This window comes from Pedobacter sp. UYEF25 (genome assembly GCF_054061655.1).
The window spans coordinates 1-22,372 of record NZ_JBSSEL010000022.1 but is presented as its reverse complement, the minus strand read 5'-3'; the positions used below and the strand labels follow the sequence as shown (position 1 = coordinate 22,372).

Annotated in this window: 15 protein-coding genes; 3 read left to right on the top strand and 12 right to left on the bottom strand. The window is 41.1% G+C overall.

Annotation, left to right across the window (positions count from 1 at the left end; translation table 11 throughout):
* Window positions 1-537: 537 nt before the first annotated feature.
* From ACVWYG_RS16640 to ACVWYG_RS16595, 10 genes are all read right to left on the bottom strand, one after another.
* On the bottom strand, window positions 538-1,881 hold the full coding sequence (locus ACVWYG_RS16640) for a lipopolysaccharide biosynthesis protein (protein WP_457271734.1): 1,344 nt from the start codon (window positions 1,879-1,881) through the stop codon (window positions 538-540).
* 297 nt (window positions 1,882-2,178) lie between these two features.
* A complete protein-coding gene (wecB, locus tag ACVWYG_RS16635; protein WP_457271732.1) occupies window positions 2,179-3,354 on the bottom strand; it encodes a non-hydrolyzing UDP-N-acetylglucosamine 2-epimerase in 1,176 nt (391 codons plus the stop codon).
* Window positions 3,355-3,558: 204 nt separating this feature from the next.
* The gene (locus tag ACVWYG_RS16630; protein ID WP_457271730.1) at window positions 3,559-3,783 is read right to left on the bottom strand and encodes a four helix bundle protein; all 225 of its coding nucleotides are present in this window, start codon (window positions 3,781-3,783) and stop codon (window positions 3,559-3,561) included.
* 215 nt (window positions 3,784-3,998) lie between these two features.
* Entirely contained in the window at window positions 3,999-5,129 is a 1,131-nt protein-coding gene (locus ACVWYG_RS16625; RefSeq protein WP_457271728.1) for a polysaccharide biosynthesis C-terminal domain-containing protein, read from the bottom strand.
* A 10-nt stretch (window positions 5,130-5,139) separates the two neighbouring features.
* A complete protein-coding gene (locus tag ACVWYG_RS16620; protein WP_457271726.1) occupies window positions 5,140-5,559 on the bottom strand; it encodes a WxcM-like domain-containing protein in 420 nt (139 codons plus the stop codon).
* A complete protein-coding gene (locus ACVWYG_RS16615; RefSeq protein ID WP_457271724.1) occupies window positions 5,559-6,593 on the bottom strand; it encodes a polysaccharide biosynthesis protein in 1,035 nt (344 codons plus the stop codon). The genes ACVWYG_RS16620 and ACVWYG_RS16615 overlap by 1 nt, the downstream gene beginning before the upstream one ends.
* A gap of 43 nt (window positions 6,594-6,636) precedes the next feature.
* Window positions 6,637-7,929 carry a nucleotide sugar dehydrogenase gene (locus ACVWYG_RS16610; protein WP_457271722.1) on the bottom strand — a complete coding sequence of 431 codons (1,293 nt, stop codon included), beginning with the start codon at window positions 7,927-7,929 and terminating at the stop codon, window positions 6,637-6,639.
* A gap of 52 nt (window positions 7,930-7,981) precedes the next feature.
* On the bottom strand, window positions 7,982-8,989 hold the full coding sequence (locus tag ACVWYG_RS16605) for an SDR family oxidoreductase (RefSeq protein WP_457271720.1): 1,008 nt from the start codon (window positions 8,987-8,989) through the stop codon (window positions 7,982-7,984).
* Window positions 8,990-9,002: 13 nt separating this feature from the next.
* Window positions 9,003-11,396, bottom strand: a complete 2,394-nt coding sequence (locus ACVWYG_RS16600) for a GumC family protein (RefSeq protein ID WP_457271718.1) — start codon at window positions 11,394-11,396, stop codon at window positions 9,003-9,005.
* A 6-nt stretch (window positions 11,397-11,402) separates the two neighbouring features.
* Entirely contained in the window at window positions 11,403-12,179 is a 777-nt protein-coding gene (locus tag ACVWYG_RS16595; RefSeq protein ID WP_457271717.1) for a polysaccharide biosynthesis/export family protein, read from the bottom strand.
* Between the two features lie 1,155 nt (window positions 12,180-13,334).
* Between ACVWYG_RS16595 and ACVWYG_RS16590 the strand changes: the two genes are divergently transcribed.
* Window positions 13,335-15,152 (top strand): polysaccharide biosynthesis protein, encoded by a 1,818-nt coding sequence (locus ACVWYG_RS16590; RefSeq protein ID WP_457271715.1) that lies wholly within the window; start codon window positions 13,335-13,337, stop codon window positions 15,150-15,152.
* A 5-nt stretch (window positions 15,153-15,157) separates the two neighbouring features.
* Window positions 15,158-16,750: a gliding motility protein RemB gene (locus tag ACVWYG_RS16585; protein ID WP_457271713.1), complete on the top strand. Its 1,593-nt coding sequence runs from the start codon at window positions 15,158-15,160 to the stop codon at window positions 16,748-16,750.
* A 1,421-nt stretch (window positions 16,751-18,171) separates the two neighbouring features.
* Here ACVWYG_RS16585 and ACVWYG_RS16580 read toward each other — a convergent pair.
* Window positions 18,172-18,492 carry a hypothetical protein gene (locus ACVWYG_RS16580; RefSeq protein ID WP_457271711.1) on the bottom strand — a complete coding sequence of 107 codons (321 nt, stop codon included), beginning with the start codon at window positions 18,490-18,492 and terminating at the stop codon, window positions 18,172-18,174.
* Between the two features lie 816 nt (window positions 18,493-19,308).
* Window positions 19,309-19,911, bottom strand: coding sequence for a cupin domain-containing protein (locus tag ACVWYG_RS16575; protein WP_457271709.1), 603 nt, complete (start codon window positions 19,909-19,911; stop codon window positions 19,309-19,311).
* Between the two features lie 715 nt (window positions 19,912-20,626).
* Here ACVWYG_RS16575 and ACVWYG_RS16570 point away from each other — a divergent pair.
* Window positions 20,627-22,168, top strand: a complete 1,542-nt coding sequence (locus ACVWYG_RS16570) for a SulP family inorganic anion transporter (RefSeq protein ID WP_457271707.1) — start codon at window positions 20,627-20,629, stop codon at window positions 22,166-22,168.
* The last annotated feature ends 204 nt before the right edge of the window (window positions 22,169-22,372 follow it).

The window sequence follows — 22,372 nt, the reverse complement described above, 5'->3', positions numbered from 1 at the left end:
GTATAGATTCCAAATGACATGACGGGTCTACTTTTTATAAACATATTCGACGTAGCAGCTTCATAGAGCTGCGAATAGTTGGAAATCGTAAAACCTCGAATTGAGTCGTTACCAATAACAATTAGAAAGTTCCAAATTATAAAAATGCACATAAAGGCGTGCACCACGAACGTTACCAATTTAATCGAAATAACTGTTCGGATTGCTACAACACTCATTGCAAAAAAACATAGGATAGGAGCCACTCTTGCTACCGAAAATGATCCACTTGGGTCGTAATTGTTCGAAATCACAGTAATAATCATCATGATCATCGCCACACAAGTGACTATAACCAGTTGATTTCTGTCAATTTTTGAAAAAAACCTAATACAAAATAAAATTGTGATAATTAAGATCCCCCAATCTATTATTGTTTTTGTCAGGTTTGGCAAGTTACCATTTGAGGAGGTTGGAACTAGAACAAACATAAAAAAAACGAATAGATAGTATAAAGAGCCAATAACCCTCTTGTCGTTGCTATATTTAATTGCTTTGTTATTTGCTCCAAACTCCATAATCCTTTTCATTTAAAATCATTTTGAGCTGTAAATGACCCGTAATAGATTGACATAAATAAACAAGAGTAGTAACTGCTATTATACCGTAGTAGCCCCACAAGTTTGTAAAAATGTACATCAAGGGCACAGCAATAAATGCAAAAACTAAATAAACAGTCATTTGAACAAAAACCTTTCCTATTCCATTTAAGCAAAGCATATACAAATTAGCCCGAGATAGGATAATCATGTTGATGCCCATCGCTAAAGACAGTTTAAAGTCAATTGATAGGTTTTTTGCAAGCCAATATTTATATACCAATGGTGAAATGACTAAAAGAACAACAAAAATTAAAATAGTAAGGTACCAAATTTTTGAAAGCTTGGAATATGTCGCTTTCATCCAAGCAAATTCGTTCTTTGTATAGGCATCTGTAAAAGCAGACCAGAATGGCAAAAAAACGATGCCCATGGCAATGTAAATTATACTAAAAAAACGATATGCGATTGTGTAAGCAGTTACAGCCTCTGCACCCATCAATCTTATAATTATAAAATTAGTAAATTCAAAGATAAATAGCATGGAGAATTGAATTACAAAAAATTTCCCCCCTAATCCTAAAATACTTCTGGACAAATTCCAATTTATATCGAGCAAAGACGGTGCATATTCTTTAAACTTTGTTTTGAAGAAATAGAACGTTAAAACTATTAAAATAATAACAGGAACTCCTACGAGTGCATACGCCAAATTAATTAGACTTCCTTTAGTGACAAAGGTAAGGATGTAAATTACCACTAGTGAAAAAAACTGCCCACCGGTGACTATCATAGCAGAAAGCGCAGGCTCTTGATTTGCTAACAATAGAGTGGTGAATAGATTAAAAATCATCCTAATTGAAAGGAATATTGCGATAATAATGAATACCTTGTGTAAAACAGCTTCTAAAGATTTATCAACACCTAAAATAGAAGTCCAACTTAACCAACCGTTTATAATTAGAAAAACGGCTAATAAAACGGAAAATATCACCGTTAAAAGTGCATAGCTCGTTGCTAAGTATTGTTTTGCAAGTTTAATATCATTGTTTGCCTTGGCAACAGCAAAACCGTTTCTAAAACCATGGGTTAAACCAAAATCGAAGTACACCATCCATGCAACCAATGAACTAAGTGCTATCCAAATTCCATACTGTGTTGAATCCACATATCCAATAGTTGCAGGAATGAGTTGCAAAGAAATAAATGCCGCGAACATTTTATTAACGAATAAAAAAACAATATTCTTGTTCGCTAAATTTGTTCGGATATCATCAGACTTAAATTTTTTAAATATTTTCATTTGAAAATTAATAGTAAGTTTTGCACTAAAGCATAATCACAGACACATTTCACAAATAGCGAAATATTTAATCTAACAAAAAACGGTGATTTTCTTTTACTTGTTTAAAAAAAGTTGACTTAATTGTTGGTAGCTCAACCAAAACTGACTCTTAATCAACAAGTACTTGAGACATATTTATGTTAGAAACATTATTAATTGATTTCAATTTTAAACGTTAAGATATCAGAATTCGACTATGTTTTAGGAAGTACTATTATCACCAGTTATTAATGATGGAAAATTTTGTTATGCTAATTACTCAGACCATACTACCCGTTTAATGTAATCGACATAGCTAATAATGATTCTTACCACTTTCTCTGAGACGTTTGGCATAGAATAATCGGCAACCCTCCTAAAATTACGCTTTTCGCCCCTTTGTTGATATTGCAATTGAATTAGGGCTTGCATAATGCGTTCTTTGTTCATTCCAACCATCATTACGGAAGTTTCTTCCATCGCTTCAGGCCGCTCATGTGCATCTCGTAAATTGAGTGCCGGGAAGTTTAAAGTGGATGATTCCTCTGAAATGGTTCCACTATCTGATAATACGGCAAAAGAATGCATCTGTAGCGCATTGTAATCGTTAAAACCCATGGGTTTTAAGAATTGTATTTCGGGCCGCATTGCTATTTTCTTTGCTTCAATCATATTTCTTGTTCTTGGATGGGTACTTACAATGATGGGATAGCCATATTTCTCTGCAATTAAGTTTAAACTTTCCATTAAGCCGTTGAAATTCTTTTCACTATTGATATTTTCTTCGCGATGAGAAGAGACCACAAAATATTTATGTTGCTCCAAATTCAACCTAGTCAAAACATCAGAGCCTTCAATCTTTGGCAAATAATGATTTAAAACTTCAAACATAGGCGACCCAGTTTTTATGATCCGATCGGCTGGAAGTCCCTCACGCAAAAGATATTCCCTAGCGATGTCGCTATAGGTAAGGTTTACATCAGACACATGGTCTACAATCTTTCGGTTGGTTTCTTCTGGAACGCGTTGATCGAAACAACGGTTACCTGCTTCCATGTGGAATATTGGAATATGGCGCTTTTTAGCAGGAATGGCACAAAGGCAAGAATTGGTATCTCCAAGAACTAAAAATGCATCGGGTTTTTCTGTTTCCAATAGAGGATCAATCTTAATTAGTATTTGCCCTACGGTTTCTGTTGCCGTTGCACCTGCTGCATTTAAAAAGAAATCTGGCTTGCGTATGTCCAAATCATCAAAGAATATCTGATTCAACTCATAATCGTAGTTTTGGCCAGTGTGCACAATGACGTGCTCTATGGCTTCAGATTTATCCAAAGCCGCCATAACCCGGGCAAGCCTTATAATTTCTGGGCGCGTGCCCACTACGGTCATTACTTTTAATCTAGTGATTGGTGATTGGTTACTAGTGATTGGTGATTGGTGGTTTGTCATTGGTGTTTGGTAATTAGTGACTAGTGATTTGTTACTTGTAATTGGTTGGTAAGTAGTGACTGGTCAATTGTGTTATTTTTCTATATGTAGAGACTTAATTAGGCCTTGGAGCATTTTTGAGATTGTGTTTAGTTCTTCAAGTAATTGCGTGCTTTTTAGAGTTTCTATATGTTTTAAATTGGTTGAAATAATGAGTTGTGTTTCCTATTCAGCGGCACTTCCTAGCGAGATGTATAAGAATTGTCTAAACTCAATCTTACTTTTTCTCGCAGCCCCTTCAGCAATATTTGAAGGGATTGAAACCGCAGACCGCCTGATTTGCGAAGTTAAGCCATAAATCTCTTCTTTTGGGAATATTTTAGTGAGTTCGTATATTTCAGTTACAAATTGCACTGCCCTTTTCCATACGTCTAAATCTTTATGCGTCATTTTGGTGATTGGTTATTAGTTACCGGTGATTGGTAATTGGCGACTAGTGATTGGTGACTAGTGATTGGTTACTGGTGAGTTACTAATTACTGCTGACTATTTACTACTTACTAATCACTACTTACTAATCACTACTTACTAATCACTACTTACTAATCACTACTTACTAATCACTACTTACTATTCACTACTTACTATTCACTACTTACTATTCACTAGTCACTACTTACTGATTCAAAAAAAGTATCCGGATCCTTCTCATCATAAAATTCATTGATCCAAAAGTTGGTGTATAGCTCTTCCTCTCCGATGTTTTTAATGTTATGGGTGTACCAAATGGGCATATCTACATAACTGGGCTCGTTTCCATCTAAATAAAAATCCATCACCTCATCTGTACCTATGCGTCTTAGTTGTATAAGAGCCTTACCTTTAATTACTGCAAAGCGTTCGATCTTTCTGGTATGGTAATGGTTTCCTCGGGTAATGCCAGGAACCGTGGTAGAAAATGAAACTTGTCCGCCGACGTTTAAGCGGATAATTTCTACAAATGTGCCTCTTGGATCGGTGTTCTTTACAAGCTTAACCGGATTATGCGCTTTAATGTCTATATAGCATCTAAACGTGTTAAACAGGTTCAACTCAAAAGTATTGGCGATTTCGGGGATGATTCCTTTTTCGAAGTATGTTTCCTTATAGCCTTCCAACAAAGCCAATATTCCTGAGACCTTTTTTTCACTGGTATGTGGAATAACAAATAGCGGATTACCTCGCTTAGCCCTTATTTCATCTAAAATAACTTTAACAAGTTCTCCAACGTAAATCAATTTAACCGATCCATCGGTTTCTATTTCTGGTTGCTCACCATGTGTGAGTTGATGAGAAAACGTCGCAATGAAAGAATTATAATAGGGGTGACCGAAAGGTCCAAAAACATTTGGAATGACCAAACCAGTAAATAGTCCATCCGCTTTTTCCGCCCAATTGACTAACAATTCTCTGCCTTCTTTTTTGCTTTTTCCGTATAGGTTGTCCCGTTCTTCCTGAGAAGAAGAGGAAAATAGTACATGGGCTTTACTGCTGGTGGCTTCTAAAGCTTCTATCAATTGTTTTACCAAGCCAATATTCGTTTGATAAAGCACTTCCGGGTCGTTATGCCTGTTCATGGCTGCCAAGTGAAGCACTACATCACACTGACTTACAAATTCTGCCAATTTCTCTTTATCCTTAAAGAAGGCAACTTCGTACGGCACTCGCTCAAACTCCTCTGGAAACAAGCCCAGGCTGTTGTACACGTGTTGCCCAACAAAGCCTTCTTGGCCAGTAATTCCTACTTTAATTTTCATTTTTTTATTATTATCCAAAATAATTTAATGGGAATAGATGGTCGTCATTTTTAGCATGGTCGATGGCATGATCTGCAAAAACTATAACTTGTGAATTTTTATGAAGTGCTTGCAGACATGTCGCATAGCCAGTCGGCACATGCAAAACTCTAGGCACTGCAGCGTCTAAATCAAACGAAATCTGCTGCAATGTTTTTGAAGGATTATCCCAATCATCAATCTTTACGATTTTGACTTGAAAGATACCTTGGGAAACATAAAACCACCGTTGTTCAATCTTATGCCCTCTCCAACCCCGAATAATCGAGGTGTCAGAATGCTTTATTACATAAAACCTTTTGACACTTTCCATGCTAAAATCGTTCACAAAGCTGATTGAGCCCCGAGTGTCTTCGCTTAAATCTCCGGAAATTATCGTCGGTAACAGCATTATCCAGTATATTCAGTGGCTGTTAAATCACCGAATACTTCTCTCTTAATAAGCGGAAGGTCAGACAGTAATTTCTTCATGCCTTCGACGCCTTGTTGTTCAGTGTTGTGAGAATGATAATCCTCTATTGTGGCAATTTCCTGCTCCCCTTCTGAAAAATATTGGGCATAATTTAAATCTCTATTGTCTGCTGGAACACGATAAAAATCTCCCATATCTTCAGCTTTAACCATTTCCTCTCTGGTACAAAGTGTTTCATACAACTTTTCGCCATGGCGAGTACCAATAATTTTTATCTCATTATCAGCCTTACATAATTCTTTCAGTGCTTGTGCCAGATCGCCAATGGTTCCTGCGGGTGCTTTATTCACGAATAAGTCACCGGGATTTGCGTTTTCAAATGCAAACAAAACAAGATCGACAGCGTCTTCTAATGACATCAAAAATCGAGTCATATTAGGGTCTGTCAACGTTAATGGCTGCCCGGACTGAATCTGCTTTAAAAACAAAGGTATCACCGAACCTCTGGAAGCCATCACATTCCCATACCTTGTTAAACAAACGGTAGTTTCTTTCGAGTTCCTAGAAGCGGCAATCGCCACTTTTTCCATTAACGCCTTCGAGATTCCCATGGCGTTAATTGGATAGGCAGCCTTATCGGTACTTAAACAAATTACTTTATCCACTTTATTTGCCATTGCAGAATCTATTACATTCTGCGTGCCGAACACATTGGTTTTCGTTGCTTCAATCGGGAAAAACTCACAAGAAGGCACCTGCTTCAAAGCTGCTGCATGGAATACATAATCAACACCCTGCATTGCTCTATTTACACTGTTAAAATCCCTGACATCGCCAATGTAGAATTTCAGTTTATCATTTTTCAGCTGCGTTCTCATATCATCCTGCTTTTTCTCGTCACGTGAAAAAATACGTATTTCTGAAAAGTGATCGGTGTTTAAGAAACGATTTAAAACCGCATTACCAAAAGAACCAGTTCCGCCTGTAATTAAAAGTGTTTTATTTTTTAACATATATTAAATAATTATTTCAGTATTTGATGCGATTCCGCAAATATTATAATCTACCATCAACCACATCTCCCAGAATTCCCTTTACGTCATATAAGACGCTAATTTCTGCCTGAAGTGAAGAGATATCACAGACTAAAAATTCTTTATGTGCGACACCTAAAACCACGGCATCATATTTCTGTTCAGTTAGAGGCTCAGAATGGCAAGTTAACTTATATTCGTGCTCGACTTCAATTGGATTGGCCCAAGGATCGTAGATGTCAACTTCTACTCCATAGTCTTTTAAAGCATGGATCACATCGACAATTTTGGTATTACGTACATCTGGGCAATTTTCTTTAAAAGTGATGCCAAGCATCAATATCTTCGCTTGACTTACATTGATGCCTTTTTTAATCATACATTTAACCACCTCAGAAGCGACATAACTTCCCATAGAATCGTTTAACCGACGGCCTGCAAGAATTATTTCTGGATGATAGCCATATTCTTGTGCCTTTTGAGCCAAATAATAAGGATCTACGCCAATACAATGCCCACCAACCAACCCGGGTTTGAAAGGAAGGAAATTCCATTTAGTACCTGCAGCTTCCAATACATCATGGGTATTGATACCCATCAAGTTGAAGATTTTGGCGAGTTCATTTACAAACGCAATGTTAATGTCGCGTTGTGAATTCTCGATCACCTTTGCAGCTTCTGCTACCCTTATAGTCGGCGCCAAATGTGTACCTGCGGTAATGACAGATTTATATAAGGCGTCTACTATTTTGCCAATTTCTGGCGTAGAACCTGCAGTAACTTTTAATATTTTGTCAACGGTATGTTCTTTGTCGCCCGGATTTATGCGTTCTGGAGAGTAGCCAGCATAAAAATCTTGATTGAAAACTAAACCAGATATTTTTTCAAGAACAGGAACACATTCCTCTTCGGTAACACCGGGATAAACGGTTGATTCATAAATGACAATGTCTCCCTTTTTTAACACTTTGCCAACGGTTTCGCTCGATTTGTATAAAGGGGTAAGGTCGGGACGATTATTTTTATCCACCGGTGTAGGAACAGTAACGATGTACACATTACAAGCGGAGATATCATTTAAATTTGAAGAACAATACAAACCGTTTTTGTCAGACGGTTGATCTACCAAAACGCCCTTTAATACTTCATCAGATACTTCTAGCGTTGCATCACTGCCGGCCATAAGTCCATTGATTCTACTTTGGTTGATGTCGAAACCAACCACAGGGTATTTAGTGGCAAACAATCTGGCTAACGGTAGACCAACATAGCCTAGACCAATAACCGCAATTTTCATTCTTGTTTCTGTTAACATGTGTGAGTTTAGGAAGGAATTATCCTTGAGCGTTTATAATAATATCGATAACTTATTTTAAGTTTTCCCAATACCAGGAAAGTGCTTCTTTTAGGCCTTCTTTTATGGTATGTGAGGGTTTGTAACCCAGGAGCCTTTCTGCTTTTTCTATACTTGCCAGAGAATGCGGGATGTCGCCAGCCCTGTTTGGACCATACTTAATTTCTACAGATGCAATTCTATCATCATAAGGAGTTAACCCTTCTTTGATGTATTGCACCAGTTGATTAAGGGTAGTGCGATCTCCAACGGCGGTATTGTACACCGTGTTGATTGCCTCTTTATTAGTTGTTAACATTGCCCGTTCATTCATTTGGATCACATTGTCTATGTAGGTGAAATCCCTAGAATAATCTCCTCCTCCATTAATCAACGGGCTTTCATATGCCATATATTGCATTACGAATTTTGGGATGACTGCCGCATAAGCGCCTTTTGGATCCTGTCTTCTGCCAAATACATTAAAGTAACGGAGACCGATACATTCCAAGCCATACGTTTTGGAGAAAATATCTGCATACAATTCATTTACATATTTAGTAATGGCATAAGGAGATAGGGGTTTGCCAATCACGGCCTCTATCTTAGGCAAGGATGCAGAGTCTCCATAGGTAGAAGAACTCGCTGCATACATAAAGCGCTTTACTTTAGCATCTCTTGCGGCAACCAACATGTTAAGGAAACCAGATACATTTACATCGTTTGTGGTGATCGGATCGTTGATTGATCGGGGTACCGATCCAAGAGCCGCTTGGTGCAATACATAATCCATTCCTGCCGCGGCTGACGAACAATCCGCTATAGAGCGGATGTCTCCTTCAATCAGTTCGAAGTTTGGGTTACTCAGAAAAGGTTCAAGGTTATGCCTATGTCCAGTCGCAAAATTATCCAACACCCTTACTCTGGCCTGTTTACTCAAGAAATATTCGGTCAGGTTGGAGCCGATAAAGCCTGCCCCTCCAGTTATTAAAATCTTTAAACCTTCGCAGCTTGCATCGCCTTCATTCTTTGTATTTGTCATTTTTTTGTATCTGCTAAACTCTTTTGGCGATGTTTTTGAAAAAGCCAAATAGGGTAAATTTAGTTTTTGCGGCGTCATCAGAATAATAGCCATATCCGTAGCCATATCCATAGCCGTAACGTCCACCCATCTTAACACCATTGAGTACGACGTTCAATTTTGGAAAAGTGTTTTTCCGAAACAATTGGTCTAGATTTCTTACTTGATGTTTAAAGGTCACGTTTTGGCGGACGAGATAAATGGTTGCATCTGTTAGGCGGGCCAAAATCTGAGCATCTGTCACCAGCCCGATCGGGGGACTGTCAATTAGAATTTCATCAAAGTTAGCTTTCAAATAGGTCAGCAGGTCTTCTATTTCTGGTTGTACCAACAGTTCCGAAGGGTTTGGTGGGATTGGACCAGACCCGATTACATAAAGGTTTGGATCTATAGATGTTTGCTTCACAATGTCATCAATACTTGCCTTTCCGATCAGGTAATTGCTTAAGCCTATCTTATTCTTAAGGTCTAGATACTTACTTACCTTAGGTTTTCGGAGATCGAGTTCTAACAACACCGTTTTCTTACCTGCAATAGCCATAGCGGCAGCGATGTTGGACGCGACAAAAGATTTGCCCTCTCCACTCATGCTCGACGTTAAGAGCGTCACTTTTCCAATGCCATCCTGTTGCTTGCCATGCAGAAACTGCATATTGGTTCTAATGGATCTAAACTGTTCTGCAATGGCCTTTCTGCTGTTGCCTGTAACTACGATGGCTTCGGAATCCATTTCCAACAAAACTTCCCCTAACATGGGTGTGTTAGTTAATCTTGAAATGTCTCCCGAACTTTCAACCCTATTATTTAAAACGTCTTTTCCATATATATAACCAACAGGTAATAAAATACCCAGTAGTAAAGCAGTCAAAAAAATTATTTGCTTTTTTGGCTTTATGGGAATGCTGTCTCCAAATGCAGGATCTACTATCCTGCTGTCGGCCACTGCAGACGCATAAGATAGCGCGGCTTCCTCTTTCTTTTGCAGCAGATAGAGATAAATGGTTTCTTTAATAGACTTCTTACGTTCAAGGCCGATGAGCTGTCGCTCTTGACCGGGAACGCTTTTAATGGAGCTCTGGATCTGTGAATTGTTTCCTTGTAACGCTTTTTTAGTGTTGTCAACGGTCTCGTAAATATTTTCTACGCTAGATTTAATCCCTGACCTAAGGGTTTCAATTTGACTCTCTATAGGCAAAAGCCTTGGATTGTTCTCTCCAGTGGAAGCAATCAAATTATCCCGATCCAATTGCAATTGGCCCAATTGGTTAATCTGTGCCAATAAGGTCGGATCTTCAATGCCTAAAGTACTAGGTAGTTTTTCACCGGGACTTTTTGAGTTGACGTAACGTCTGATGTCTCCAATCACGGAGAGTTTTAGGTTTACTTCACTCAGCTTTGCGTCGTTTGCTTTCACATTGTCTAAAAAGACGCTCGCATCACTGCTCAGGTCGGTTAAGCCGCGCTCGCTTTTATATTTTTCGACATCTTTTTCAGCGCTTGTTAATTCTCCACTAATTAGTTTCGCACGCACATCTATGAAATCCATGGTGCTCTGGGTAGTCCGGTTTTTATCAGATAAGGCGGCCTCATTATAGACCTGAATTAGTGTATTAAGAATGGCCTTTCCACGTTCTATAACATGCGTTTCTAATGTGAGATCTAATACCGTAGATTGTTTGCTTGCTAGGGATACTGATAATTTTCCTATGTAATCGTCAACAACTGTCTGAGGATCATGTATGGTGAGGAAGATTGGACCTTTCTTTTTGGAAACCCATTCGTTGAAATTTTGATTCTTATGCACATTAAATACTCCAAAAGTATTTTTTTGAAGTGAATCCAATAGTCCGATTACTTTTTTACCGCTGACTACTTCAATCATTTCATAAGTATTTCGCGTAGGAAAAGTAAGATTGAGTGTTTTTCCATACCAAAGGCTATCCATCTGCACGACACCAATATCCACAGGCTTGCTGTCATAGATGTCAGTTTGCTTTATTCTGCCTTCTACATTGAAGCTGAGCATTAAGTTTAGCCGCTTGACAGTACGTGCCATTAAAGTTTTAGACTTTAATATTTCAATCTCGTTGTCGACCGTTTTGGAACTCCCGAAAATATCGAGGTCTGCGAGGATGTCTCCGCCGGGGGTGGGGGCTTTTTTTTCATCCTGAATGAGGAGCACACTATTTACAGAATAGACTTCTTGTGTGTAGCGTAAATAAAAAAAAGCAGCAGTTAGGCAAAGTACTATTCCCAACACAAAAACAGGCCAGTGGAAGAGGTATTTGTCGATAATTTCGCGAACATTGAACGCTTGTTCATCGTCCTCCATTGCGCCATTAAAGTTTGAATTTTCTGTGGTATTCATAAAAAACTATAGACGGGTGATCAATAGGGCAATAACCGATAGGGCAGAGATAATCAGGCTGGCGTTTCTGTATTTAGAATCTACGCTGGCATACTTGGTTTCGCTCGGCGTAACCACCAACACATCATTGTTCTGCAAATAATAATATGGGGAGTTTAACAAGTCTTTATTTTGAAGGTTCAGGCGAATTTCATGTCGTTTTCCTTCACTTTCTCTCACCAACAATACATCATTTCTTTTGGCGGTAATGTTCAAATCTCCAGCCAAACTTAGCGCTTCTAATACCGTAATGCGTTCGCTTTGTACCGGATATACCCCCGAACGTGCCACATCGCCCAATACTGAGATTTTAAAATTTACCAAGCGCAGGTTGACCACGGGCTTTGTTAAAAATCCTCCTTCTTGTAATTTGTCAGCGATCAATTTTCTAGCTTCTCCGGTACTTTGTCCCAATACGGTTACGCTTCCTAAGTAGGGCAGTTGTACATTGCCAGTCTGGTCAACAATATAGCCATTTGGGGAGGCATTTGGAACTGCGCTCGTTGTTGTTTGAGCGGTACCTATATTTCCTAAATTAAAATAAGCATCAGACTGGGCATCTAAACTACTTACGGTAATGGATAAGATATCACTTTTTTGAATTTTTAAAATGCTTTGGTTCTGAATTTCTTCGCTTACATTTTCGTTCGCTGGAAGGTCTTTAAAATACGGAATGGTTTCGTATTTAACGCCGCAACTGCTCATAAATAGGACTAGAAGGGCTAGATAAAATGTTTTATTCATATACGTTGGCACGAAAAGCTATAATTTGCAAATGTAGTAATAAAATATGGATTGAGGCAGATGTGGGAAAAGAGAGGGAAAAATTGCTTTTACAGACAGTTAAGGCGGTAAAGTTGAAAGGTAGATATCTGATGTCAGCAGCCGGAGTCGGTTTTCGGGTAATTAGGGGAGAAGACTCGTGGGATGCGCAATTCCGCCTTCGTAAATCGTCACGTCGAGCGCAGCGAGCCGTCTCACAACTAGGTTCGGCATTTGAGGTGTCTCCTATCGTCGACATGACGAGTTGGTGCAGAGAGCCGTCTCACAACTAGGTTTGGCATGTGAGGTGTCTCCTATCGTCGACATGACGAGTTGGTGCAGCGAGCCGTCTCACAACTAGGTTCGGCATGTGAGATGTCTCCTATCATCGACATGACGAGTTGGTGCAGCGAGCCGTCTCACAACTAGGTTCGGCATGTGAGATGTCTCCTATACGTCGACATGACGAGTTGGTGCAGCGAGCCGTCTCACAACTAGGTTCGGCATGTGAGATGTCTCCCATCGTCGACATGACGGGCGCTTTAGGTTGCGCAATTCCACGTAAATCGTCACGTCGAGCGCAGCAAGCCGTTTCACAACTAGAAAAGCCTATGAGGTGTCTCCTATACGTCGACATGACGAGTTGGTGCAGCGGGCCGTCTCACAACTTGGTTCGGCATGTGAGATGTCTCCCATCGTCGACATGACGAGTACTTTAGGCTGCGCAATTCCACGTAAATCGTCACGTCGAGCGCAGCGAGCCGTCTCACAACTAGAAAAGCCTATGAGGTGTCTCCTATACGTCGACGTGACGAGTTGGTGCAGCGAGCCGTCTCACAACTAGGTTCGGCATGTGAGGTGTCTCTCATCGTCGACAGGACGAGTTGGTGTGGCTCCGGAAAGGGTCTCTGGGGTCTCCTCCCGTCAACATGAAGAATGTGTTAAGAGGCAATTTTTAAAATCATTCTTATCGAAATTTTATTTTTACCTTTAGCGATATTTAATTCTAGCATTTTGTTCAATCAATTTAACATCGTCCCCCGCTGGATCATATTTATACTAGACATCATCATCTGCACTTGCTCGATGGTTTTTGCGTATAGTCTAAAACACAATCTAGACCTCACATCGGTTGACATGATCGAACTCTCCAGAAATCTCTTGATTTTTGGCTTAATCAACTTGGCCGTATTTGCCAATCTGAAAACCTATGCCGGCATCGTGAGGTACACCAGTGCCCAAGATTCCTTTCGAATTTTGTTCTCTGTCATTATCGCAAACGGCATCTTCTTTATCTTAAACCTAGTCTATATTACTTTTGCAGGTCAGTCGATAATTCCGAATACCATTCTCATTACCACAGGTTTAACCAGTTTTTTGCTCCTGATTACCTATAGGGTGATGATTAAATATTTCTTTTTATATGTAAAGAATTTGAAGCTTGATAAAAAGAAGGTGATTGTGTACGGAGCTGGTGAAGCTGGTTTGGCCACGAAAAGAACCTTCGACCATGATGGGAGTGTGAACAAGAATATTTTTGCTTTTGTAGACGACGATGACCGTAAAGTGGGTAAAACCATTGATGGGATTAAGATTCTAGATGCAAAAAAATTGGAAGCGTTGATCGAAGAACATGAGCTAGATGAAATTATTTTTGCTACCTATACCCTTCCAGCAGATAGAAAAGAACAGATTGTAGATTTGTGTTTGGCGAAACACATCAAAGTGTTAAACATTCCTCCTTTAAATGCCTGGGCAGACGGAAAACTTCAACCTGCTCAAATAAAGAAGTTGAACATCGAGGATCTGTTGAACAGAAAACCGATTAAGATCGACATTCAGGGCATTGGCGATATGCTTAGAAACAAACGCATCTTAATTACCGGTGCTGCTGGATCGATCGGCAGTGAAATTGTGCGTCAGCTCGCAAAGTTCGACGTAGGCCTGGTTATTTTGTGTGACCAATCTGAAACAGGCCTTCACGATGTTTCCTTAGAACTCGACGAGTATAATAGCAACAGGAATTTTCATTCGTTTATCGGTGATGTCCGTGATGGACAGCGCATGGAGATGTTATTTAAAAATTATAAGCCCCACTATGTGTTCCATGCAGCTGCTTATAAGCATGTTCCATTGATGGAAGACAATCCTGCAGAAGCGGTAAAAGCCAATGTATTGGGTACTAAAACCATCGCAGACCTTTCTGTAAAATATGGGGTTCAGAAATTTGTGATGATCTCCACGGATAAGGCCGTAAATCCAACCAACATTATGGGCGCCTCTAAGCGCATAGCAGAAATTTATGTGCAATCGCTCAACAACTCCATTCATACCGCAGGTTATGTGTTTCAAAATGGGCTAAATTATATCAACGACCTCGAAGTAAAACCCATTACCAAGTTCATCACCACCAGATTTGGCAATGTGCTTGGCTCAAACGGCTCTGTAATTCCTCGATTTAGACAACAGATCGAAAAAGGCGGACCCGTAACAGTAACTCATCCAGAAATTACGCGATATTTTATGACCATCCCCGAAGCTTGCCGTTTGGTGTTAGAAGCGGGTTGTATGGGCCAAGGTGGCGAAATCTTTGTATTTGACATGGGAAAGAGTGTTAAGATTGTAGAATTGGCGAAGAAAATGATCCGCTTAGCAGGTCTTGAGCCAAATATAGACATCAACATTGTATTTTCTGGGTTACGTCCTGGCGAGAAATTGTATGAAGAGCTGCTCAACGACAATGAAAATGTGATGCCTACCCACCATGAAAAAATTATGATCGGCAAAGTGCGCGAATATGTATTTGATGAGGTAGAAAAGCAGATCCATGAGTTAATTTATGCCGCGAAAAACCATAAGGACAGACAGGTGGTGATTCACATGAAAAAAATTGTACCTGAGTTTATCAGTAAAAATTCGGTGTTTGAAGAACTAGACCATTTGACTGTAGATTAGATTTAATGAAGAAACTTTTACTCACTGCCCTAGTAGGCCTCATCGGCTTTGCCGTTTATGCGCAGCAAATTACCCCTTACAGCTATTTTCAGTATCAAAAGCTGAGCAAACAGCTTTACAACACGGATACTCGGTTCCATACGTCTATCAAGCCGATTATTAATGAAGATTCTCTATTGAATGCTTCGCTAGATTCTTTGATGTCCGTCGGCGTAGATACTACCTATAAGAGTTGGGTACTGCGCAAGCTTTTTAACGAGCATTTGGTGTCCATCCAAAAAGAAGATTTTAATGTGTACATCGATTTTCTTCCAGATTTTATCATCGGAAAAGACGTAAGTCATAAAATAACCACCTGGACCAATACCCGCGGTTATCAGGTGATGGGAAATATTGGCAAGAAATTCTCTTTTTATACGAGTGGATTCGAAAACCAAGCAAGATTTAACGATTACCTTACCAAATACATCAATGCCAAGGGGGTAATTCCTGGGATGGTCAATGATAAATTTGGACCTGCTAAAACCACGAAAGATTGGGCGTACGCCACAGCCATTTTAAATTATAGATTGGATAAACATTTTTCTTTTACCCTTGGCAACGATAAGAATTTTATCGGCGATGGGTATCGTTCGATGTTGCTTTCTGATGTTTCTGCCGCTTATCCTTACTTTAAAGTAAACGTTAATTTGGGCGATGTACGTTATATGGCCATGTGGGCTCAATTTCAAGATCCGCTTTCTCCGGAGCTTTCTTATGCCAATGGGTTTAGGAAAAAGTGGGGTGTCTTTCATTATTTAGATTGGAATGTAAACAATCGGTTATCGCTAGGTTTCTTTGATTCTGTTATTTGGCAAGGTGCAGATGAGAGTGGACGTAGGGGCTTTGACGTAAGCTATATAAGTCCGTTAATTTTCTTACGCACCATTGAGGGAAAGAATGGTTCTCCCGACAATGCGCTGATTGGTTTTACCGGAAAATACAAGGCCTTTAAAAACGGTACGGTCTATGGTCAGTTGGCTATAGATGAGTTTACGGCAAAAGAAGTTTTCAAGGGTGAAGGTTATTGGGCCAATAAATTTGGGTATCAACTGGGCTTAAGAGGTTTCGATGCCTTTAAGGTTTCCAATTTGAATTATCTGGTAGAATTCAACACCGCTAGGCCGTTTACCTATTCGCAGCGCAGTTCTTTGTTGAATTACGGCAATTATGCAGAACCTTTGGCACATGCCCTTGGGGCTAATTTTAGAGAGTTTCTGAGCATCTGGGATTATCAATTGGGTAAATTTAATTTGTATGGTCAGGCGAACTATGCCAAGTATGGCTTAAACGTGGCTACCTTAGATTATGGTCAGGACATCAACCAATCTTATAACGATCGTTTTAAAAATACTGGATACCGGACAGGTGACGGCTTGAAAACTGATTTTGTTTACGTAGAGGGTCGAATTGGTTATGTCATCAATCCAAAATACAATTTACGCTTAGAACTTGGCGGTGTCATCCGACAAGAAAAAAACAGTCTTGGCACTGACCGAACCAATCAGATTACCTTTGGTTTAAGAAGTACTTTTAGAAATATCTATAAGGATTTTTAAGGGGAACTGCTGACTGCTGATCGCTGAGTTCTGATCGCCGACTTCTGATCGCCGACTTCCGACATCCCGATCAATACACGGCTGCAAATCCTCTTCGGTACTTTAAACGCGAACATTCTCCACGAGCAGCTTCAGGCGTTTTTTCCTCCAAACTGCTGCTAGGCCGGGACTAGCGAGATGGCCATAGCTGGTTTAGATCTGCTGCGCCAAACAATGCCACGAGATAGGGAGCGTTGGGCTGGGAAAATGCCGAGCCACGTGTTGGGCTTCTGCGTGGAAGGATCGTTTTGCCTTGTCGTTATTCAGGCTTTTTATTGTAAGCAAAGTTTCCACACGCGCAACCACGGGATAGGGAGCGTTGGGGTGGGAAAACGCCGAGCCATGCGTTGGGCTTGTGCGTGGAAGGATCGTTTTGCCTTGATTTTTTGGTGCCTTTTTTATCTAAGAAAAAAGACACTTGAGATGGGCCGCTCAAGAGGCCGGAAAGGTAGGAGGGGAAAGGCCTTTTAATAACAATACATGCGCTTCGCCTTTATGAGACCACCACTACTCTTCCTTAAGCTGTGCTAGCCGCACTGGCTTCGTTGTTTAACTGACTTCCGACCTCCGACCTCCGACCTCCGACCTCCGACCAATACGCGGCTGCAAATCCTCTTCGGTACTGTGAACCCGAACAGTCAGTGCAAGCAGCTTGAGGCGTTTTTTCCTCCAAACTGCTGCTAGGCCGGGACTAGCGAGATGGCAAAGCAGGAGTGAGGTGATGTGTACTAGGTTTGAGGTTAAAGGCTTGAGTGCAGCATTAGATGGCACTTAACTGCGGGTTTCGTTCATTTACTGAATGCTGATTTCCGACTTCCGACTTCCCGACCAATACACGGCTAACTCCCAGGTTCGTGTCCCCACGAAACTGTTTGAAAGGCCTTTTAATAACAATACATGCGCTTCGCCTTGATTGGCCACTACTCGTCCTTACGCTGTGCTTGCCGCACGGGCTTCAAACTTTTTTCTTGATAAAAAAGTTTACAAAAAATCAAGGCTTGCACCCCTTTGGGCAAAAACTCGCCAAGCTGATTCACATCGAGCCTTTGATGCCTTTGCCGGCGCTCCCGTCCAATACACGGCTGCAAATCCTCTTCGGTGGGATAAGCCCGAGCGGTCAGTGCAAGCAGCTTCAGGCGTTTTTTCCTCCAAACTACTGCTAGGCCGGGACTAGCGAGATGGCAAAGCAGGAGTGAGGTGATGTGTACTAGGTTTGAGGTTAAAGGCTTGAGTGCAGAATTAGATGGCACTTAACTGCGGGTTTCGTTCATTTACTGAATGTGCTGATCGCTGATTTCCGACTTCCGACCTCCGACTTCCCGACCAATACACGGCTAACTCCCAGGTTCGTGTCCCCACGAAACTGTTTGAAAGGCCTTTTACTAACAATACATGCGCTTCGCATTGATTGGCCACCACTCTTCCTTATGCTGTGCTTGCCGCACGGGCTTCAAACTTTTTTCTTGATAAAAAAGTTTACAAAAAATCAAGGCTTGCACCCCTTTGGGTAAAAACTCGCCAAGCTGATTCACATCGAGCCTTTGATGCCTTTGCCGGCGCTCCCGACCAATACACGGATGCAAATCCTCTTCGGTGGGATAAGCCCGAGCGGTCAGTGCAAGCAGCTTGAGGCGTTTTTTCCTCCAAACTGCTGCTAGGCCGGAACTAGCGAGATGGCAAAGCAGGAGTGAGGTGATAGGCATTAGACTTTAGGTTACAGGCTTGGGTGCAGAACTAGGTTGGCGCTTAACTGCGGGTTTCGTTTTACTGACTGCTGATCGCTGACTTCCGACCTCCGACCTCCGACTTCCCGACCAATACACGGCTAACTCCCAGGTTCGTGTCCCCACGAAACTGTTTGAAAGGCCTTTTAATAACAATACATGCGCTTCGCCTTGATTGGCCACTACTCGTCCTTACGCTGTGCTTGCCGCACGGGCTTCAAACTTTTTTCTTGATAAAAAAGTTTACAAAAAATCAAGGCTTGCACCCCGTTGGGTAAAAACTCGCCAAGCTGATTCACATCGAGCCTTTGAGGCCTTTGCCGGCGCTCCCGACCAATACACGGCTGCAAATCCTCTTCGGTGGGATAAGCCCGAGGGGTCAGTGCAAGCAGCTTCAGGCGTTTTTTCCTCCAAACTGCTGCTAGGCCGGGACTAGCGAGATGGCAAAGCAGGAGTGAGGTGATGTGTACTAGGTTTGAGGTGAAAGGCTTGAGTGCAGCATTAGATGGCACTTAACTGCGGGTTTCGTTCTTTTACTGACTGCTGATCGCTGACTTCCGAGCTCCGACTTCCGACCAATACACGGCTGCAAATCCTCTTCGGTACTGTGAACCCGAACAGTCTGTGCAAGCAGCTTCAGGCGTTTTTTCCTCTAAACTGCTGCTAGGCCGGGACTGGCGAGATGGTCATAGCGTTATGGCAAAAGAGGTGGTTATTATTCCACCGTCAGATAAACGGTTTCTAACAACAAATAATTGATGCAGATTTCTGGCCGCTGATTAGTGAATGCCGCCGTTAATTTTCGCAATCCACATGCTGCAAAATGGCTGTCACATATTTTGAAGTTAGGGTGACTTTATGCGGCAAGTAAAGTGGGATTTGCATGAAGTCGCCTGCTGACATTTTTATAGAAACATCGCCAATCGAACAAACGCAGGAGCCCTTTAAGATTAAAAAACTTTCATCAACCTCTTCATGAGTTTCTTCTTCGATGTCGGTAGAAGAGACTACCAATACCTGCATGACGCCATCTTGATGACGGAGTAACTTTTCAAATCTTTCTGGAGAGTTTTTCTTTGGCAACAAACCAGACACCAGTTCCAACCATGAATCTGCATCAGAAAAATCGCTAATAAGCGGCGTATGCGACAAATGCATCTGCTTTTCTGCCTCTAGGCTGGAAAACATCCGTTCCATTTTTTTATCCAGTCGCGCAGCAGGAATTAGCGCATTCCGCATGGCATCTTGTTCAAAAAACAGCTCCAGCGCATGGATCTCTTCTTGCACTTCGCTGTGCGAGGACTGCATTTCCTGCACCAAGGAAGCTTCGTCATCGGACAATGTTCCAAGGACAGACAATTCCAATAAGCCACTGTTTAAAAATTCTTTTAAGTCCATTTGCTCTATATTATGCACCCAGCCAAACCATTAGAGAATAACCATCATTTTAATGTTCTCAAGACATGATGCTCAGATGCAAGTGCAATTCCTTTACCTGTTTTTGTCTATTCCACGCAACGCTCAATGAACACTTATCCAAATACCTATGGGTCATTACATCAAAAAAAGCAACTTCGTTCCATTTATTTTAACAAAAGGAGCTGCCTGTTATGCGTTCATTACCACGGCAATGCAGAGAAAACATTTTGGTTTTTTGTAAATATAACGCAAATAGCTAGCGTTTTGAAATTATAATTGCTAAAGGTGGCTATTTAATGGGAAAATAGGCCACTTGAGCGGTCAGCAACGCTTTGTCAACGTCAGAAATTAGCTCAGTACTTAGCGGGCAATTTTTAGAACTCAAAATTTAACAGGGGATCTTATTCTAAACAAGGCACGTACGCATTCGGCTATAACTGCGAATACATGCCGTGATGGGATTTACAATTTTAGTTAGGCAATACGCGAGACTACAAAATTAGGAATCTTGCATTGCCTCTTTTTTCCTACATTTGCGATTGAAAAAACAGCGCGATCTGGTGAGCACTCTTACATTCGCCTCGTCGTTTAGCTTTTAATACTGTTTGCAGTAGGCCATTGCTCATCGATTTCCGGGTTCTTTTTCCTTCGTTTCACTCATCATCTATCTCCATCATTTCAATACCTCGTTTACATGAAAGCATACTTTAACTTATTCGATTTTAAGCAAAAAGTCGATTACAAGACGGAGGTGTTGGCAGGGCTCACGGTGGCTATGACGATGATTCCCGAGTCTCTATCCTTTGCCATTCTGGCTGGTTTCTCCCCTCTAACCGGGCTTTATGCGGCCTTTTTAATGGGTTTGATCACTGCAATATTTGGTGGTAGGCCCGGAATGGTATCTGGCGGCGCAGGATCCACAGTGGTTGTTCTTATCGCTTTGATGCATTCTAATGGCATAGAATATGTTTTTGCCGCAGTGGTTTTGGCAGGCATTATACAGCTGCTCGTTGGACTATTTCGCCTGGGTAAATTTATTCGGTTGGTGCCACAACCAGTGATGTATGGCTTTGTAAACGGTTTAGCGGTGATCATCTTTATGGCTCAGATAGAACAATTTAAAGTTGCTACGGCAGGCGGCGGCGAGACATGGCTGGCGGGTTCTGCCCTTTGGATCATGGTCGGTCTAGTGCTATTAACCATCGCCATCGTAATGCTTTTTCCAAAGATTACCAAAGCGGTGCCGGCCTCCTTAGTTGCCATCATTATTGTTTTTTTATTGGTTCTGGGATTTGGCATAGATACCAAAACAGTCAAGGACATCGCCTCTATTAGTGGTGGATTTCCGCCTTTTCACATCCCATCTGTGCCTTTTAGCTTTGACATGCTTAAGATCATTTTCCCTTACGCGTTGGTCATGGCTGGGGTAGGATTGGTGGAGAGTCTCCTTACCTTAAATGTGGTGGATGAAATTACAGGTACCAAAGGAAACGGCAATAAAGAGGCTGTTGCGCAAGGTTCGGCAAACATAGTAAATGGGTTTTTTACAGGTATGGGTGGTTGTGCGATGATTGCGCAATCCTTTGTAAATCTTTCTGCCGGCTCTAGGGCCAGGCTTTCGGGCATTGTAGCTGCGCTAACGATTTTGTTAATCATTTTATTTGGCGGTTCCATTATAGAGCGCGTACCCATGGCCGCTTTAACTGGCGTAATGATTATGGTTGCCATTGGCACTTTTGAGTGGATCAGCTTACGCATTGTGAATAAAATGCCTCGGCATGATATTGCAGTGGGTATCTTGGTTGCCGTAATTACCGTTTGGCTAAATAACCTCGCGCTAGCGGTGCTTATCGGAGTAGTCATTTCGGCGCTGGTATTTGCATGGGAGAGTGCAAAGAGAATTCGTGCAAGGAAATATGTCGACGATCAAGGTGCGAAACACTATGAGATCTTTGGCCCTTTATTTTTCGGGTCGACCACCACCTTTCTAGAAAAATTCGATGTCTCAAACGATCCTGAAGAAGTGATTGTAGACTTTAAAGAAAGTAGGATTGCAGATATGAGTGCGATTGATGCAGTAAATAAGCTCACGGAACGTTATCATAAAGTAGGTAAAAAACTGCATTTAAGGCATTTGAGCGAAGATTGTCGGTTGTTGCTCAAAAATGCCGAAATGGTAATTGATGTGAACATTACAGAAGACCCAAGCTATAGGGTTGCAACGGATAAGAAATAAAAGCGCCCAACTAATTGATATTTTTGGTTTGAAATAAATCTAAACATTTTTTAGATCATTTGGGCGTTCCCCCGGAAAGGGGTCGAGCTTTACGTTTCAATTTTTTTGTTCGTTCCTCACAAAAAGGATTTCCTCTGCAATCGCTAACCGTTAGTTTGTAAAGTGATAAATAATACGGAAATTTAAAAGGAAGCAGAGGTGAAC

Coding starts and splice junctions, on each gene's coding strand:
- ACVWYG_RS16640 (WP_457271734.1), bottom strand. CDS start 1,881: ATGAAAATATTTAAAAAATTTAAGTCTGATGATATCCGAACAAATTTA.
- wecB (WP_457271732.1), bottom strand. CDS start 3,354: ATGACAAACCACCAATCACCAATCACTAGTAACCAATCACCAATCACT.
- ACVWYG_RS16630 (WP_457271730.1), bottom strand. CDS start 3,783: ATGACGCATAAAGATTTAGACGTATGGAAAAGGGCAGTGCAATTTGTA.
- ACVWYG_RS16625 (WP_457271728.1), bottom strand. CDS start 5,129: ATGAAAATTAAAGTAGGAATTACTGGCCAAGAAGGCTTTGTTGGGCAA.
- ACVWYG_RS16620 (WP_457271726.1), bottom strand. CDS start 5,559: ATGCTGTTACCGACGATAATTTCCGGAGATTTAAGCGAAGACACTCGG.
- ACVWYG_RS16615 (WP_457271724.1), bottom strand. CDS start 6,593: ATGTTAAAAAATAAAACACTTTTAATTACAGGCGGAACTGGTTCTTTT.
- ACVWYG_RS16610 (WP_457271722.1), bottom strand. CDS start 7,929: ATGTTAACAGAAACAAGAATGAAAATTGCGGTTATTGGTCTAGGCTAT.
- ACVWYG_RS16605 (WP_457271720.1), bottom strand. CDS start 8,989: ATGACAAATACAAAGAATGAAGGCGATGCAAGCTGCGAAGGTTTAAAG.
- ACVWYG_RS16600 (WP_457271718.1), bottom strand. CDS start 11,396: ATGAATACCACAGAAAATTCAAACTTTAATGGCGCAATGGAGGACGAT.
- ACVWYG_RS16595 (WP_457271717.1), bottom strand. CDS start 12,179: ATGAATAAAACATTTTATCTAGCCCTTCTAGTCCTATTTATGAGCAGT.
- ACVWYG_RS16590 (WP_457271715.1), top strand. CDS start 13,335: ATGATCGAACTCTCCAGAAATCTCTTGATTTTTGGCTTAATCAACTTG.
- ACVWYG_RS16585 (WP_457271713.1), top strand. CDS start 15,158: ATGAAGAAACTTTTACTCACTGCCCTAGTAGGCCTCATCGGCTTTGCC.
- ACVWYG_RS16580 (WP_457271711.1), bottom strand. CDS start 18,492: ATGCCTATCACCTCACTCCTGCTTTGCCATCTCGCTAGTTCCGGCCTA.
- ACVWYG_RS16575 (WP_457271709.1), bottom strand. CDS start 19,911: ATGGACTTAAAAGAATTTTTAAACAGTGGCTTATTGGAATTGTCTGTC.
- ACVWYG_RS16570 (WP_457271707.1), top strand. CDS start 20,627: ATGAAAGCATACTTTAACTTATTCGATTTTAAGCAAAAAGTCGATTAC.